Raw genomic sequence first — 15,302 nt, 5'->3', positions numbered from 1 at the left:
AAAAAGCCTGCTTATAGTAATAAGCAGGCTTTTTTGTTAATCAAATATAGTTCTGAACAATGGTGTTAATTGCTCAGCACCAAAAACGCTTAGATGATCATCATCATAATAAAGCGGGACACCATCTTTATTCGGGTAACAGTAATTAGAATCACAGAAATAATCAGTAGTATCCAATACCTTAATACCACATTTTTTTGATGCGATATTAAGAGCATCAAGTGTTATAGCGCTGAGTTTTTTGTGTTCAATATAAGGGATTTTCCAATCTGATTTTCCAGTTATCATGGATTGGTGGGCTAGTGATTTTGGAACATTTCTTGGGTAGACTGGTACAGGTGTTGTTACGTACACCTCATGGTTTTCAGAAAACTTACATAGCGTATCAATATAAGCATTTTTCATTTTTGCATAGTACACATCGCTATAAGTAGATGAAGGCTCTCCAATATATCGCAATGGTTTCGTTAGATCTGGGTCAGCATCGGGTGCACCATGAAATAATGTATTTGTTCGGTTGATGATGAGAATAGGGGTATTAGGGTATTTGTCTTTTTTCTCAAGAACAGTATCAATAAATTCGCTACATTTAAGTTCAGGGCTATTTAACTTCTTAACACCTTCAGCAGCAGGGCAACCAGAATAACTCCATTCTATTGCTGATTTGTTTGAAGGAAGAGACTTGATTACTCCGGGCATCATTGCCATAGCATGACTATCACCAACGACAAGTAAACCTATATCTCCATTCCCGTGCACACACTCCGGAAGATTCAAGCCGCTGAAAATATGGCATTTTGACATCATTGGATTTTTATTATCTGCTTGAGCAATAATTATTTGTTCTTCTTGCGTTAATCTAGAAGGAAATCCATTTTTGATAAAAATTAAAGCAAAAATAACTATAGGAATAGCAACATAGATAAACGTAACCACATATCCGTTAGTCAAGCTGAGATTTGATAAAAATTTACGCGATGGATTTTCAATATATCTATATGACAACCATCCTAAAACCACAGATAAAATAATTGCACTTATGATCCACAACGCATTATTTGATTTTTCTAAATAGTTTAGATAGAAAACCAATGGCCAATGCCATAAGTATATTGAATAAGATGTATTTCCTAAAAACTGAGCAACTTTATTGTTCGTTAATAATGAACTTTGATTAGATGCTAATAGTATTAAAAAAGTACCTAAGACTGGCAATATTGCATTGTATGAAGGCCATGGTGTCGAACCGGTGAACGAAGCAACGGATAGGGCAATCAATGCAAATCCAACCAGTTCAATTGCAGTTGACCGTTGCTGAGTTAAATTAATTTTATTGAAAAATAAAAATATTAAACCACCCGCCAGCATTTCCCAAGCACGAGTTGGCAAAAGGAAAAAGGATGCAGTTGGCATTTTTGGAGTCAAATAAAGAGCTAAAACCAAAGAGGCTGCAAATAATCCAGTAAAGGCAATTTTTATGGCATTTTTACTTTGTTTGATGCGATAAATAATGAATAAGAATATCGGCAATAAAATATAGAATTGCCACTCAACGGAGAGGGACCAAGTGTGTAACAGTAATTTTTCATGAGAAGCCGCATCAAAATACCCGGCTTCTTTAAAGTACTGAATATTTGAAATAAAACCTAAGCTGGTTATGGCGTGTTTTGCGTATTCCTTGAGTTCTTGCGGTGTTAGGGTGAACCATCCAACCAATCCGACTACAGAGCATAGGACAAATAAGGCTGGAATTATTCGGTTTGCGCGTGAGAGATAGAATTTTAGAAAGTTAAAGGTTCTATTTTCTAAACCCTTAACAATGATACTTGTCATTAAAAAACCCGAAATGACAAAGAAAACATCTACACCAACAAAACCGCCAGCGAAGCCAAAAACTCCAAAGTGGAATAATACAACCAGCGCAACTGCGTAGGCTCTTAATCCATTAATATCGTATCTAAATTTTTGACTCATAATATGTTGTATTTTTCTATAAAAAATCGAATCGATTTTATAGACTAACTGATAAAAGTTAAATGACTTTTACTACCCAACAAACCACTACCAACCCTGATCTTTAATTAGATCAGGGTTTTTTATTACCAAAATTTAGGGGGCGCAATGTCCAACGATTATTCAACTGATCCGCCACCAATAACACCAAGTCAGCTTTACGCAATTTCAGACAACATCAATCAGTTGCGGCAAAGCATGGAAAAATTGGCTGATGTGCCTCAAAAGATTGACCGGATGAGCATGCAGTTTGATCAACTTCAGGAAAAGCAAAAACACCTGGATAACAACCTGCAACAGGCAAAAGGGGATTTTGAAGCAGATCTAGACCGAACAAAATCAAGTATTCGAGCTGATATAAAGCAGCTGCGAATGGATGCTGAGGTTAAGCATAAGGAAGTTGATATGCAGATTCGAGTGCTGAATGAAAGCAAGACTAAAATCGACAGCGTTACTAATCTGGTACGTTGGGGCGGTATAGCAATAATCGGGGTATTTGCAGCTGCATGGAACAATCAAACAGCTAAGAGTGACACGGTGAATACCTTGGCAATGGCGAATAGTCAAAAAATTCAGGTCCTTGAAAAACAATCTGATCAGCTTTTAAGAACAGTGGAAGAAATCCGAAATAAGCTTTATGAACGAAACTATATGGGTGACACAAAATGAAATTTATACAAGAAAATGCACTGAAATATACCAGTGTTAAATGGCCCCTAATTGGGGCTTTTTTATTGGGCGTTATTCCTGTTTTACTGCAGGAAGGAATCAATACACAGCTCATTCCGGCTGAATACCATTCACTGATTTTAACCATCGTACTGCCTGCACTGGCCTACTTTGGTAAAAAGAAATATCAGCCCGAGCTACACCCAGAGCCAACTATTCTGGGCTTTGCAAAGTTACCAGTGGATTCAATTACTTTTGATGAAGCATTCCGGCGCTTGATCGGTCATGAAGGCGGGTATACCAATGATAAGCGCGACCCGGGCAACTGGACTGGTGGTAAGGTAGGGGTAGGCGTATTAAAAGGCACTAAGTACGGTATTGCTGCAAATACTTATCCAAATCTGGATATTAAAAATTTATCACTTGCTCAGGCCAAAGAAATCTACAAAAAAGACTGGTGGGATAAATTAGGCGGCAATGGCATACATTCAGCGATTACCTTTCAACTCTGGGATTTCGCAATTAATGCCGGTAAGAAGCGTGCAATCCAAGAATTACAGCAGGCGGTTGGCGTAACTGCAGATGGAATTATTGGACCTAAAACCATGGAAGCCGTGAATGCTCAAGATCTAAATGATGTGATTCTAACTTTAACTGCTGAGCGACTAAGGTTTTACACGTCCTTAAGCACTTGGCCGACATGGGGCAAAGGCTGGACTAATCGTGTTGCGGATAATCTAAAATATGCAGCTCAAGACAATTAGTTTAATGCTGTGCCTCCTCCTATCAGGCTGCACAGCTCATTCAATTACAACGAATGTGAATGTTGGGATATGCGTAAAAGCCCTCTAAGTGAGGGCTTTGGCTACATTTACTTATTTACTGCCCACCCAGCTTCCTTCCTAAAAATCTCCCCATTCTTTATCGTGTGCACTATATAAAAGTAGGTCCATGTTTTCATTGTCTTGTTATCTCCACACCTTCCCAAAACTCCCCGCGCTTATCTCTCAAAAACTTCTCAGCCTCATACTTGCTATAGAACTGTTTAGCTTTCTCAAAATCCTTATCCCAGTACCAGCCACCTGAATACATAGCATCCAGTTCAGACACTTCCCAGAAATCATACTCATCAGTCTGGATCCGATAGGCCAAATATTTGTCATTCTTCTTTATATAGTGAGGGTAGCCGTAGCTCATTATTATTCCTTTTTATTGTTTCCACCCATCCACAATATCAGCCCAATCCTGCATCATTTTTTTACGGTCCGCTAGATACTTAGCATGGTTATAGGTGGCACGTGTTTTATTCTCATCAGCATGAGCCAGCTGCGTTTCAATCCACTTTTCATCATAACCAAGCTCATTCAGCAGGGTGGATGCAGTAGCCCTGAAATCATGTGCTGTGACATTCTGCATAATATACTGCAATGCCCGGTTGATCGTAGTGGCTGGCATCATCCCACCATTATAGACGCCTTCAAAAACATACTTTTTGCGGCCAGTAAGCTTCTTTTGTTTAAGCAACAACTGATACACCTGCTCTGACATCGGAACAACATGGGTTCTATTTTTCTTAGTCAGGCGCATGCCTTTTTTAAGCTGTTCCCTAGACTGCTTTTCAAACGTAATAATGCGGTTTTCAAAGTCGATAAATGACCACTGTAGACGCCGCACTTCAATCGTACGAAGCATGGTATAGAACAAAAATAAAATAGAATTGACCGTTGACTCAGCACCACCATAACTATCGATCCGTGCTCTAAACATTTTCCTTTCGGTCAGGGTTAATGGTCTGGCATGTTCTACATCTGGTCGTGCGATGACTTCACGGACTGCATAAGTTGGATCATTCTCGGCTCTTAATGTTGCAATGGCATACCGCATCACAGAACCAACCTTCTTTCTGTTTTCAATCGCGGTCACTTCACCAGTGCCATGGTTATCCTGACCTTTAACCCGTTTCACCGTATTTTGCATGATCTTCAGAACATCGGCAGAGGTGACATCTTTAATATTCTTGTGACCAATCACTTTATAAATGTCTTTTTCCATTGCCCGGTGAAAGGCATCGATATAGGTTTGAGATTTATCCTGCAGGCGATTAGCGGCATATTCTTTGGCAATGGCTTCAAAACTATTCTCATCACACAACATGCTGGCTTTTTCCTGCTGGCGATGTACAGCCGGATCGATGTTGTTAGCAAGCAGCGATTTAATTTCTTCCTGCTTTTGCCGTGCTTCAGCCAGGCTAACAATAGGGTATTCACCCAGACTGATCATGGATGCCTTGCCAGCGAAACGATAGCGAACACGCCAGAGCTTTGCACCGGTGGAACGGACTTCAATACATAGGCCGCCTTGATCGGCAATACGGTATGCCTTCTCCATTGGTTTTAGTTTTTTGAGCTTTGTATCGTTGAGCATGTGAGTAACGAAAAAAATTGAATGTTGTTACTCACAATCTTACTCACAAATGTGATTAATACAATTTAATTCCATTTAAGGGCATTTAATACGGAAGGCTGGAAAATAAAGAAGGTGAAAAATTGGTTTAATGGCATTTTATAGTATTTAATTGCTGTGCTCATTTTCGATCATTAGAAGCATGAGCTTAACCTATTGAAATTATTGCACTTAACTGTGCTAAAGTGATCCAGATTGAGCTTTATCGGGACTTGTTGCAAGTCTAGGGAATACACGACTAAATCGTTGATTTCATTGTGTGAAAATAAAGCACGCCTCATCATAGCAAAAAATAGCCACATCGGGCGCAATAATTTTTCAATTTTCAGCCTGGTGATTAGCTCACAGCCTTTTAAATATTTTAAATGTGCGTATAAGTAATTAACTGACGAAAAGTAAGTTTAAATAAATATTGCAGTTATTATTTTTTTAAATTAAAAATAAATAGGTTTTAAATTATTAAAGTAATGATGCTGAAAAAAACATCATTTGAATAATAATGCATGGGATAAATCAAACGATAAGATCGGCAATTTGAATAAAAGTGACTCAAAATAGTGATATTTTTAAGTACATAAACCTACATATTGCGCTTTGTAACTGGTAAAAATTAACCAGAATTAAACGAAATTGAATATTTTTTAAACTAAATTAGCATAAAAACGCAAATCCTCACTGAAAAGTGCTCCTATTCTTACCTAATATGAAATCGTCGCACTATTTAGGTGCGCTAAAAAAATACCTGTAACAAATCTCAGGAAGAATGCTTGAATATAGTGCATTTAGTTTAAGTCACAGTATAATAGCGACAAGGTATTTTTATCTTCCTATGTTTTCTTATAAAGATTTCAAGATTTTAGATATACTTTTAAAAGTTGGTACGCTAATTGCTTAATAGATACCAACTTCTAACACGCACTTTGCGAGTGCAACAAAAAACATCGGAGCAAAATGAGCATGGCGAACAAGGTCCTTCAACTCATACAAGAAAGTGGCGCGAAATGGGTCGATTTTCGCTTTACTGATACCAAGGGTAAAGAACAGCACGTTACTTATCCAGCAGACAGTATTGATGAAGATACGTTTGAAGACGGCAAAATGTTTGACGGTTCTTCAATCGCAGGTTGGAAAGGCATCGAAGCATCGGACATGATCTTACGTCCAGATGCAGAAACAGGTTTCATCGACCCGTTCTTTGCAGAGCCAACTGTTGTTGTGACTTGTGACGTTATCGAACCATCAACTGGTCAAGGTTATGAACGTGACCCACGTTCGATTGCTCGCCGTGCAGAAGAATACCTGAAATCTACAGGTATCGGTGATACTGCATTCTTCGGTCCAGAACCAGAATTCTTCGTATTTGACGAAGTGAAATGGGACATCGACATGTCTGGCGCTCGCCACACATTGATCGCTGAAGAAGCTGCCTGGTCTACTGGTAAAGATTACGAAGCAGGTAACTCAGGTCACCGTCCACGTGTTAAAGGTGGTTATTTCCCAGTTCCTCCTGTTGATTCTCATCAAGATATGCGTGCAGACATGTGTGCAAAAATTGAAGAAATCATGGGCCCAGGTCGTGTAGAAGTACATCATCACGAAGTTGCATCTTGCCAGTTAGAAATTGGCGTGAGCTTCAACACAATGGTTCGTAAAGCTGACGAAGTACAACAGTTCAAATATGCTGTTTGGAACGTTGCGCACCAATACGCTAAAACTGCAACCTTTATGCCTAAACCAATGGTAGGCGATAACGGTTCAGGTATGCACGTTCACATGTCGATCTCTAAAGATGGCAAGAACCTGTTTGCTGGTGATGAATATGCAGGCCTTTCAGAAATGGCATTGTACTTCATCGGTGGTGTGATCAAACATGCTCGTTCATTGAATGCGATCACTAACCCATCTACAAACTCATACAAACGTTTGGTACCGCACTTCGAAGCACCGATTATGCTTGCTTACTCAGCGCGTAACCGTTCAGCTTCTATCCGTATTCCTTACGTTTCTAGCCCTAAAGGCAAACGTATTGAAGCACGTTTCCCTGATCCAATGATGAACCCGTACCTAGGTTTCGCTGCATTGTTGATGGCGGGTATCGACGGTATCCAAAACAAGATTCACCCAGGTGAAGCTGCTGACAAGAACCTGTACGATCTTCCTCCTGAAGAAGAAGCGAAAATCCCTACAGTGGCACACAGCCTTGAAATGGCACTTGAATCTCTTAAAGAAGATCATGACTACCTGCTTAAAGGTGGCGTGTTTACTAAAGAAATGCTTGATGCTTACATCGAACTTAAGACTGAAGATGTACGTCGTCTAAACACGACTACTCACCCAGTTGAATTCGACATGTACTACAGCCTGTAATTCTGATCTGAATTTCACTGTAAAAAAGACCCGCCTTTGTGCGGGTTTTTTTGTATGATGCTGTTATTGATCAAAGATATGAAGTTATGGCACAACGTAAAAGACATACCGGCTTTTTTCCCTGGATTGATCCTCAGGATCATAGCAAAGGCTTTAAACTGAATTTTTCTGAAGTGACCTATGTAGAAGTAGCGCGTACACCTGAGGGTTATAAGCAGGTCGAGTTTGTGGCATTACGTCATCCTGAGCTGGCTCTGAACTATGACTATCCACAAAGTTTTTATCTCACCACAGATGGCATGATTTTGAAAAAGCTGCCAAGTGGAAAGTATGAAGTGATTGCCAAGACAGATAATGCCTAATCGTGAAGTTGATAACGTTGTGAGTGTAAAATTTAAAAATCTGCATGGACCGCATATACCCGCCGCGCTTCGAGAATGGCTGTATGCCTCGGGATCATTGACGCAGCAGTTAACAGATCTGGCCGGTGGACAGTTTCGGGTAGAACCACAGCAGGAACATTTTCAGCGTCTGGAATTTGTAGATTCCCGTTGGATGCAGATGCCACATCAGCATACGTCCTGGGTGCGAGAAAGTTATTTATATGGCTGTGAAGAGCAGCCTTGGGTCAAAGCAAAAAGTATATTTCCGATATTAAGCTTGCAAAAACGTGCGCGGATTTTTCAGCATATTGGATCGAAGCCGATTGGCTGGCTATTATTCCAGCGGACCAATCCAAACTGTGAACGACGTGTGATTTATCTGGAAGAGGGTTGGACCCGTCAGAGCTGCTATACTTGGCATGGTTGTAAATTTATCGTACAAGAAACATTTTTACCGGCATTTGAACACTTTATACAAAATCAACAGGCTTAACTTGATATGGCAACTGCACAAGCAATTACCTGGCGTGAACGTCTGAGCGCCTATTATTATCTTTGTCGTTTTGATAAGCCAATTGGCACAGAGCTGGTCTTCTGGCCGACCATATGGGCGCTATGGGTCGCAGCAAAAGGAATCCCTGATCTCAGTATTCTAGTGCTGATGATTCTAGGTGTAATTTTTATGCGCGCAGCGGGCTGTGCCATTAATGACTTTGCCGACCGTAAAGTGGATGCGCATGTCGAGCGTACCAAAACCCGTCCCTTAGCCACCGGTATTATTAGTGCTAAAGAAGCAGTGATGGTCTTTCTGGTGCTCGTCGCAGTCAGTGCCTGCCTGTTATTTTTCCTGCCGATTGAAACCTTTTACTGGTCCTTTGGAGCCTTGTTTTTAGCGTTCATTTATCCGTTTATGAAACGCTATACCCATTTGCCGCAGGTATTTTTGGGAGCTGCATTTTCCTGGTCCATTCCGATGGCCTATACCGCTGTCGGGCAGACACCAGACCTAACCTGCTGGCTTCTCTATTTTGGCAATCTGGCTTGGACCGTAGCCTATGACACGCAATATGCGATTACCGATCGTGAGTATGATTTAAAGATTGGAGTAAAATCGACAGCCATTTTATTCGGTCAGCATGATATTCAGATCATTAGTACCTTACAGGTTCTAAGTCTGGTCTTGATTGGCACGGCATTATGGATTGAGGATTTGCTTGTTCCATTTGGCCTGATGGGGCTTCTAGCCGTCGCAATTGATTTTATTTATCAATGGTCAAAAACTCGAGATAAGGACCCGCAGCGCTGTTTCTGGGCTTTCCGTCATAACCGTTGGGTGGGGCTGATGATTTTTCTTGGAATCTTTGCCGCGCTTCTGTAACTGCACCTTGTCGATTCATAACAAAAGCATCCTATAAGGGTGCTTTTTTTTATGCTTAATTCAAGATTCTTCATGAAAATCATAAACAACAATAAGGGGTTAGAATATGAATAATGTAGTGAAAAACGGTTTCAAAAAAACCTGTCTGGCACTGGTATGTTCCATGTCATTGTTTATGACTGCGTGTAATGACGATGATAATGATTCGTTCCGACCACAGGAAAGGGTATTTTTAAGTCAACAGTCTTATGATGAGGATACCTTGCCTGAAGCATCGGATATTCAAGTCATACGCTATAATATGCCAAACGTAAATGGTGAACGGGCTGAAGCGACAGCCATGGTGTTTTATCCAAATATACCTCAACCTCAAAACGGATGGAGGGTGGTGGTTTGGGAACATGGCACGGTGGGTAGCGGTGATTCTTGTGCACCAAGTAATAACCAGCTGAATAATAATTTTAGAGGATTGGCCAGCAGCTTGCTTGCACAGGGATATGTGATTGTTGCACCCGATTATGAAGGATTAGGTACTCGGGGGATCCATCCTTATTTAAATTTAAAAAGTGCGGCACAATCGGCTATCTATGCAGTAAGAGCCTTTAAAGAACAACAAGGAAATCGATTTAATGGTGCCTGGGTCTCAGTGGGACAATCCCAGGGAGGACACGCATCACTTGCCACAGCCCAGTTTGCCGATGAAGATCCAAATTATAAGGCAGCAATTGCAGCAGCTCCGGCTTCAAGTCTGGGTTATATTATCAGTGAAGTAGCACCGCAAGCGCTTAATGCTTTGGTTGAGGCTGGACAAGATAATGCTGCGAAAGCGGTCTATGCAGAATTACTGGCATATGCGGCTTATGTGGCTGTAGGGATTAAAGCTTATGAACCAGGCTTTAACTATCGCAATATATTCTCAAGCCGTGCAGGGATTGTGGCTGAAAAGGCGGAAGGCACGACTGGAGAAAATGGACTTTGTTTAGGGCCATTGATTACTGAATATATGCAAGATATTGATGATTATCTGGTGAATAATCCGGAAAAAACGGTCGTGGACTATCCGGGATTAGTAGAAAACTTCCAGAATAATTCGTCGGTTGAAAAGTTCCTTGAGAACAATCAGCCTGCAACTGAAAAAATTAATGTTCCTGTGATGATCATTCAAGGTACTGCAGATATGGCTGTTCCGTATCCAGTAACAAATACTTTACAACAGGGCTTGAAAGATATGGGAACCACAGTGAATTTTGTAGAGGTAAAGAATGCTTCACATACCGAGGCCATTGTACAAAGCAGAACCCAGCTGCTGACCTTTATTAATACCTATATGCCTTCAGGTATTTCTGTCAATCCTTAATCCTAAAAGGAGCTTCGGCTCCTTTTTATTCCTTGTGATGCTAGGCCTTGAGCAATCATTTAAGTTTGTTATAGTGGCTTAAGATTATAGGTTATCAGTGTAGGCTCGTTATGTCGGAACAGACAAAACCCCGCAGTATCAAAAAATTGCTTATCTTTGGAACCTTGGCTTTGTGTGTTCCAATTTTTTTGGTGACCATGGCATTTCTGGCAGTTAATAGCGATGCGAAAAATCAGGAAAAATATAAACAGCAACAGGCTGACATGATTGCCCAGATTGAAGCACGCGAAGCGGCTGAAAAATCAAAGGCAGAGCAGGCGGCTCAAGCAACTCAAGCTGCTTCCGAAGCTGAAACAAATTCCTCTCATTAAACTATTTATCTCAAATCTCTTTGAAGCTGCCGGATCGTTGGAATTTCAGTGTAGCGGATGACTGTGTAGCCGGCAGCAATCAGCATCGCATCGCGTTCCGCATCTTCCTGTTCCTTGCCAATATGGCTAGGGTCATCCAGTTCTATAATCGCCACTACATTATATTCCCGGTCCATCACCACAAAATCGGTCACTTTACGGTTGAACTTGCTGCGCATTTTCATATTGTCATGTGTGATCAAAGCACTAAATGCGACCTGTGCCAGAATGTGATGATGCGGAAAAGCATCTTTCAGGCGAGTAAACATCTTGCTTTCGAAAGCTGTAATGACACGCTTGGGATAGAATTTCGTCTGGCGGGTAAACAGATGGGGGAAGAGCAGGCAAATTAAGGCAAAGCTTGCCAGACAGCCAATCACAAAGAATATAAACTGACTCAAATCAAATACGGATCATAAAAGAGAAAAGAATAAAAAAACCCACTTCGCAATGAGTGGGTTTTTCAGAATCTTGGCTCTCCCACCTGGGCTCGAACCAGGGACCTGCGGATTAACAGTCCGTCGCTCTACCGACTGAGCTATGGGAGAATAGATTGGCTCTCCAACCTGGGCTCGAACCAGGGACCTGCGGATTAACAGTCCGTCGCTCTACCGACTGAGCTATTGGAGAATCTGCAAGCGATTATAGAGAGATTTAAAAAGGGGTCAAGGCACTTTTATAAAAAAGCTAAAAAAACTGAATCAAGTGTTTTAAAAATAATCAAAAATGATTGTAGTTCAAAATGTTATGTTTATGTAAACCCAGATTAAGGGTAGAGGGGTTGTGTGATTATTCGCTGCCATGGTTGCAAGTCGCTAAAACTACAAACAGGACTCATATAAATATTTAATCCAAAATGCAGACATAAAAAAACCCACTTCATAATGAGTGGGTTTTTTCAGAATCTTGGCTCTCCCACCTGGGCTCGAACCAGGGACCTGCGGATTAACAGTCCGTCGCTCTACCGACTGAGCTATGGGAGAATAGATTGGCTCTCCAACCTGGGCTCGAACCAGGGACCTGCGGATTAACAGTCCGTCGCTCTACCGACTGAGCTATTGGAGAATCTGATGCGCATTTTAGGCAGGAAAACAAAGACCGTCAATCAATTCCTGTAAAGAAATGAATCATTTGCTTTTTTAATATGCATCTCAGACCTAAAAATAAAAAAATCACCCATGAAGGGTGATTTTTTTAAGCTGGAAATAAAAAATTATTTCTCAACACCAGCAGGTTGACCTGCATATTTCGCATTTGCGTAGTCCCAGTTCACCAGGCTTTCTAGGAAAGTAGAGATGTATTTAGGACGAGCGTTACGGTAGTCGATGTAGTAAGCGTGTTCCCAAACATCGATTGTCAACACAGCAATTTTACCGTGCGCCATTGGAGTGTCAGCATTTGAAGTTTTAAGGATAGACAGGTTGCCGTTTACTTCATCAGCAACTAACCAAGCCCAACCTGAACCGAACTGAGTTGCAGCAGCAGTTGCGAACTCTTCAGCAAATTTTTCGTAAGAACCGAAAGCTTCGTCAATTTTTGCAGCCAAAGCGCCAGTTGCTTTACCGCCACCGTTTTTAGTCAAGCAGTTCCAGTAGAATGTGTGGTTCCATACCTGCGCAGCGTTGTTAAATACACCTGCTTTAGATGAATCACCAGCAGTTGCTTTGATGATTTCTTCTAGCGTTTTGCCTTCAAGCTCAGTACCAGCGATCAGGTTGTTCAGGTTAACCACATAAGTATTGTGGTGTTTGTCGTGGTGGTATTCTAAAGTTTCTTTGCTGATGTGTGGAGCAAGAGCGTCGTAGTCGTATGGTAATGGTGGTAAAGTAATGGTTGTCATGTTTTCAATTCCTTGCATTTTGCTGGGTTTTGACAATAAGTGGCGTTATTGTAATAGATTCTTAGGCAAAAATGGGCACTGTGTATAAATAACAATACAGAATAAAGCCTGAAAATTTAAAGATAAAGCCACTCATCTACTTGCCAATCGAAATTAAATCGGATTGTTTAATTCGAAATAACTATACTCAATATTAAATTGTTCTGAAATAGCTTTAGCCAGACGTTGTACACCATATTTTTCAGTGGCGTGGTGGCCGCAGGCATAATAATGGACATCCAGTTCCTGAGCATCATAAAAAGTACGTTCACTGACTTCGCCAGAAATATAAGCATCACAGTCTTGTGCTGCCGCTTTATGAATATAATCCTGTGCACCACCGGTACAGAAACCGACTTTTTGAATCAGGTTTTTTTCAGCAGGTAAATGTAACGCATCATAACCGAGTCTTTCTGAAACATAGGCTTTGAATCCTTCTGGCGTCATGGCCTGTTTTAAATAACCAATATTCCCAATTGGACGGCGCTCATTCGGATCAAGCTGTTCAAGGTTTTCCAGTTCCAGCAGGTCTGCAATCGCAGCATTATTTCCCAGAGTTGGATGGCTGTCTAAAGGCAGGTGATAACCAACAAGCGAAATATCATTTTGGATCAGGCTTTTAATTCGTTTACCACGCATCCCGGTAATCGGGTAGGCTTCACCTTTCCAGAAATAACCATGGTGAACCAGTAACAAATCAGCACCTTGTTCAATCGCAGCTTCGATAGCAGTTTGTGAGGCAGTAACCGCACATAAAATTTTATTGACTTCAGTGCGGCCTTCGATCTGTAAGCCATTCGGTGCATAGTCCTTAAATTCGGAAGATGCCAAAGTCTGATCGCACCAGCGGATAATATCGTTTAAATTCGCCATAAAATTCCTGTCAGTTTATAAACTTGCCAATTCTTATTTATTTGTCCAATTGTAACTAAAGCAGCACAAATCTCTGTGGATTTTTTTGTGTTTAGTTATGTATTTGGCATTACAATAGGATACAAATTACTTAGTCATCAACGAATTAAAATATTTTAGAGGATAGCAAAGTGCGCCGCACCTTTACATGGTTACCTTGGGTGTTACTGATTTTAGTCATTATCGGTTTTTTGGGGTGGCAGCAGCTGCAGAAACCTAAATCACCGATTGCGCCGGATGGCGTAAAAATGCCTGCTGAAAAAGTAGAACCGTTGATTGATACTTCGCGTTCTGGAGGGGTTGTCTCCTATAGTGCCGCCGTGAAAGTCGCAGCACCTGCGGTGGTGAATATCTTTACCACACAAAAAGTAAAACAGCAGGCGCACCCTTTACTGACTGATCCAGTCTTCCGTGAATTTTTCGGTGATCAGTTGCCAGACCAGTTTGGTCAGAGTCCAAATGAAAACAGTTTAGGTTCAGGTGTAATTGTACGTCCTGATGGTTATATCCTGACCAATAACCACGTGATTGCACAAGCAGACCAGATTGTGGTGGCTTTGCATGATGGACGCCGTGCCGAAGCCAAGGTCGTGGGTACAGACCCAGATACGGATTTGGCTGTAATCAAGATCGAACTTGAACAATTGCCAGTTTTGCCATTCAAGCTGAGTGGCAATGAAGTCGGTGATGTTGTTCTGGCTATTGGTAACCCGTTTGGTGTCGGTCAAACCGTGACTCAGGGGATTATTTCTGCGACAGGCCGTTCTGATCTGGGCATCAATACCTATGAAGACTTTATTCAGACAGATGCTGCAATTAACCCGGGTAACTCGGGTGGTGCATTGATTGATGTTGCTGGTAACCTGATCGGGGTAAATACAGCAATCTTCTCCCAAACAGGTGGCTCACTGGGGATTGGTTTTGCGATTCCCGCTAAAATCTGTCAGCAAGTGATGAATGCAATCCTGAAAGATGGCCGTGTCGTTCGTGGCTGGCTGGGTATCAGTCTGTTGCCGACAGAACGTAATGATGTATTACAACCTAAAGAATCAGGTGTAGTGGTCGCTGAAGTGCTGGAAAATGGACCTGCAGCAAAAGCTGGCATCCAGCGTGGTGATAAAATCATTAAGGTGAATAATGAAGTGATTACTTCTGCCTCACATCTGATTAATTTTGTCGCTTTACAGGCCCCAAACAGTACTGTTCAGATTGAAGTAGAACGCGCTGGAAAAACTATGACACTGGATGTGGTGATTAGTGAACGTAAAACGCAAAGCAGTTCTTCACAATATATTCCTTTACCAGGTCAGTAATTTTTTCTTCAGGAAAATCCCTCCATGTGAGTAATGCCAGTCAGTTAAGCAAATATTAGTAAAATGTAGTAAAAATGAGTGTATGTAAATACGCTCATTTTTTTATGACTTTATCTGAAAATTTAGATTGCACCCTTCAACATTCTTTACCTTCACTT

General features: G+C 41.2%; 15 protein-coding genes and 4 tRNA genes. 9 read left to right on the top strand and 10 right to left on the bottom strand.

From position 1 onward, the window contains the following. Positions 1 to 36: 36 nt before the first annotated feature. Positions 37 to 1,974 (bottom strand): acyltransferase family protein, encoded by a 1,938-nt coding sequence (locus tag FTU03_RS03045; protein WP_179992007.1) that lies wholly within the window; start codon positions 1,972 to 1,974, stop codon positions 37 to 39. A 147-nt stretch (positions 1,975 to 2,121) separates the two neighbouring features. On the opposite strand from FTU03_RS03045, the gene FTU03_RS03040 reads away from it, so the two are divergent. Together FTU03_RS03040 and FTU03_RS03035 are read left to right on the top strand one after the other, a co-directional pair. Then, positions 2,122 to 2,682, top strand: a complete 561-nt coding sequence (locus FTU03_RS03040) for a hypothetical protein (RefSeq protein WP_179992006.1) — start codon at positions 2,122 to 2,124, stop codon at positions 2,680 to 2,682. A gap of 248 nt (positions 2,683 to 2,930) precedes the next feature. Then, positions 2,931 to 3,446: a glycosyl hydrolase 108 family protein gene (locus FTU03_RS03035; RefSeq protein ID WP_179992129.1), complete on the top strand. Its 516-nt coding sequence runs from the start codon at positions 2,931 to 2,933 to the stop codon at positions 3,444 to 3,446. Positions 3,447 to 3,639: 193 nt separating this feature from the next. Here the strand turns inward: FTU03_RS03035 and FTU03_RS03030 are convergent, their stop codons facing one another. Together FTU03_RS03030 and FTU03_RS03025 are read right to left on the bottom strand one after the other, a co-directional pair. After that, the gene (locus FTU03_RS03030; protein ID WP_179992005.1) at positions 3,640 to 3,879 is read right to left on the bottom strand and encodes a hypothetical protein; all 240 of its coding nucleotides are present in this window, start codon (positions 3,877 to 3,879) and stop codon (positions 3,640 to 3,642) included. A 12-nt stretch (positions 3,880 to 3,891) separates the two neighbouring features. Continuing rightward, entirely contained in the window at positions 3,892 to 5,106 is a 1,215-nt protein-coding gene (locus tag FTU03_RS03025) for an integrase arm-type DNA-binding domain-containing protein (protein ID WP_179992004.1), read from the bottom strand. A 990-nt stretch (positions 5,107 to 6,096) separates the two neighbouring features. Between FTU03_RS03025 and glnA the strand changes: the two genes are divergently transcribed. The 6 genes from glnA to FTU03_RS02995 all read left to right on the top strand — a co-directional run bounded on the left by glnA (position 6,097) and on the right by FTU03_RS02995 (position 11,001). Next, positions 6,097 to 7,512, top strand: a complete 1,416-nt coding sequence (glnA, locus tag FTU03_RS03020; RefSeq protein WP_171064793.1) for a type I glutamate--ammonia ligase — start codon at positions 6,097 to 6,099, stop codon at positions 7,510 to 7,512. 86 nt (positions 7,513 to 7,598) lie between these two features. Next, positions 7,599 to 7,874, top strand: a complete 276-nt coding sequence (locus tag FTU03_RS03015) for a hypothetical protein (RefSeq protein ID WP_179992003.1) — start codon at positions 7,599 to 7,601, stop codon at positions 7,872 to 7,874. Beyond that, positions 7,867 to 8,388, top strand: a complete 522-nt coding sequence (locus FTU03_RS03010; RefSeq protein ID WP_257224146.1) for a chorismate lyase — start codon at positions 7,867 to 7,869, stop codon at positions 8,386 to 8,388. The genes FTU03_RS03015 and FTU03_RS03010 overlap by 8 nt, the downstream gene beginning before the upstream one ends. A 6-nt stretch (positions 8,389 to 8,394) precedes the next feature. After that, positions 8,395 to 9,273, top strand: a complete 879-nt coding sequence (gene ubiA, locus FTU03_RS03005; RefSeq protein WP_179992002.1) for a 4-hydroxybenzoate octaprenyltransferase — start codon at positions 8,395 to 8,397, stop codon at positions 9,271 to 9,273. Positions 9,274 to 9,379: 106 nt separating this feature from the next. Then, positions 9,380 to 10,630, top strand: coding sequence for a S9 family peptidase (locus FTU03_RS03000; RefSeq protein ID WP_179992001.1), 1,251 nt, complete (start codon positions 9,380 to 9,382; stop codon positions 10,628 to 10,630). Between the two features lie 110 nt (positions 10,631 to 10,740). Continuing rightward, positions 10,741 to 11,001 carry a hypothetical protein gene (locus FTU03_RS02995; protein ID WP_179992000.1) on the top strand — a complete coding sequence of 87 codons (261 nt, stop codon included), beginning with the start codon at positions 10,741 to 10,743 and terminating at the stop codon, positions 10,999 to 11,001. A 5-nt stretch (positions 11,002 to 11,006) separates the two neighbouring features. On the opposite strand, the gene FTU03_RS02990 is transcribed toward FTU03_RS02995, so the two are convergent. The 7 genes from FTU03_RS02990 to FTU03_RS02960 all read right to left on the bottom strand — a co-directional run bounded on the left by FTU03_RS02990 (position 11,007) and on the right by FTU03_RS02960 (position 13,792). Beyond that, complete coding sequence (locus FTU03_RS02990) at positions 11,007 to 11,441, bottom strand: DUF2726 domain-containing protein (RefSeq protein WP_125279766.1); 435 nt, start codon at positions 11,439 to 11,441, stop codon at positions 11,007 to 11,009. Positions 11,442 to 11,512: 71 nt separating this feature from the next. Then, positions 11,513 to 11,588 (bottom strand) — tRNA-Asn (locus FTU03_RS02985). Positions 11,589 to 11,594: 6 nt separating this feature from the next. Further along, a tRNA-Asn gene (locus FTU03_RS02980) sits at positions 11,595 to 11,670 on the bottom strand. 277 nt (positions 11,671 to 11,947) lie between these two features. Beyond that, positions 11,948 to 12,023: transfer RNA gene (locus FTU03_RS02975), tRNA-Asn, on the bottom strand. A 6-nt stretch (positions 12,024 to 12,029) separates the two neighbouring features. Then, positions 12,030 to 12,105: transfer RNA gene (locus FTU03_RS02970), tRNA-Asn, on the bottom strand. A gap of 148 nt (positions 12,106 to 12,253) precedes the next feature. After that, a complete protein-coding gene (locus tag FTU03_RS02965; RefSeq protein ID WP_004782758.1) occupies positions 12,254 to 12,880 on the bottom strand; it encodes a superoxide dismutase in 627 nt (208 codons plus the stop codon). A gap of 153 nt (positions 12,881 to 13,033) precedes the next feature. After that, the gene (locus FTU03_RS02960) at positions 13,034 to 13,792 is read right to left on the bottom strand and encodes a Nif3-like dinuclear metal center hexameric protein (RefSeq protein ID WP_179991999.1); all 759 of its coding nucleotides are present in this window, start codon (positions 13,790 to 13,792) and stop codon (positions 13,034 to 13,036) included. Between the two features lie 170 nt (positions 13,793 to 13,962). Here FTU03_RS02960 and FTU03_RS02955 point away from each other — a divergent pair, with 170 nt between their 5' ends. Next, the gene (locus FTU03_RS02955) at positions 13,963 to 15,144 is read left to right on the top strand and encodes a S1C family serine protease (protein WP_004782756.1); all 1,182 of its coding nucleotides are present in this window, start codon (positions 13,963 to 13,965) and stop codon (positions 15,142 to 15,144) included. Positions 15,145 to 15,302: the final 158 nt, after the last annotated feature.

Source organism: Acinetobacter sp. YH12046 (genome assembly GCF_013419905.1).
In the GTDB taxonomy this organism is placed as follows: domain Bacteria; phylum Pseudomonadota; class Gammaproteobacteria; order Pseudomonadales; family Moraxellaceae; genus Acinetobacter.
This window is presented reverse-complemented; position numbering and strand designations above follow the sequence as displayed.

What these genes read in the sequence shown, in the direction of transcription:
- FTU03_RS03045 (WP_179992007.1), bottom strand. Translation starts at nt 1,974, where the DNA reads ATGAGTCAAAAATTTAGATACGATATTAATGGATTAAGAGCCTACGCA.
- FTU03_RS03040 (WP_179992006.1), top strand. Translation starts at nt 2,122, where the DNA reads ATGTCCAACGATTATTCAACTGATCCGCCACCAATAACACCAAGTCAG.
- FTU03_RS03030 (WP_179992005.1), bottom strand. Translation starts at nt 3,879, where the DNA reads ATGAGCTACGGCTACCCTCACTATATAAAGAAGAATGACAAATATTTG.
- FTU03_RS03025 (WP_179992004.1), bottom strand. Translation starts at nt 5,106, where the DNA reads ATGCTCAACGATACAAAGCTCAAAAAACTAAAACCAATGGAGAAGGCA.
- glnA (WP_171064793.1), top strand. Translation starts at nt 6,097, where the DNA reads ATGAGCATGGCGAACAAGGTCCTTCAACTCATACAAGAAAGTGGCGCG.
- FTU03_RS03015 (WP_179992003.1), top strand. Translation starts at nt 7,599, where the DNA reads ATGGCACAACGTAAAAGACATACCGGCTTTTTTCCCTGGATTGATCCT.
- FTU03_RS03010 (WP_257224146.1), top strand. Translation starts at nt 7,867, where the DNA reads ATGCCTAATCGTGAAGTTGATAACGTTGTGAGTGTAAAATTTAAAAAT.
- ubiA (WP_179992002.1), top strand. Translation starts at nt 8,395, where the DNA reads ATGGCAACTGCACAAGCAATTACCTGGCGTGAACGTCTGAGCGCCTAT.
- FTU03_RS03000 (WP_179992001.1), top strand. Translation starts at nt 9,380, where the DNA reads ATGAATAATGTAGTGAAAAACGGTTTCAAAAAAACCTGTCTGGCACTG.
- FTU03_RS02995 (WP_179992000.1), top strand. Translation starts at nt 10,741, where the DNA reads ATGTCGGAACAGACAAAACCCCGCAGTATCAAAAAATTGCTTATCTTT.
- FTU03_RS02965 (WP_004782758.1), bottom strand. Translation starts at nt 12,880, where the DNA reads ATGACAACCATTACTTTACCACCATTACCATACGACTACGACGCTCTT.
- FTU03_RS02960 (WP_179991999.1), bottom strand. Translation starts at nt 13,792, where the DNA reads ATGGCGAATTTAAACGATATTATCCGCTGGTGCGATCAGACTTTGGCA.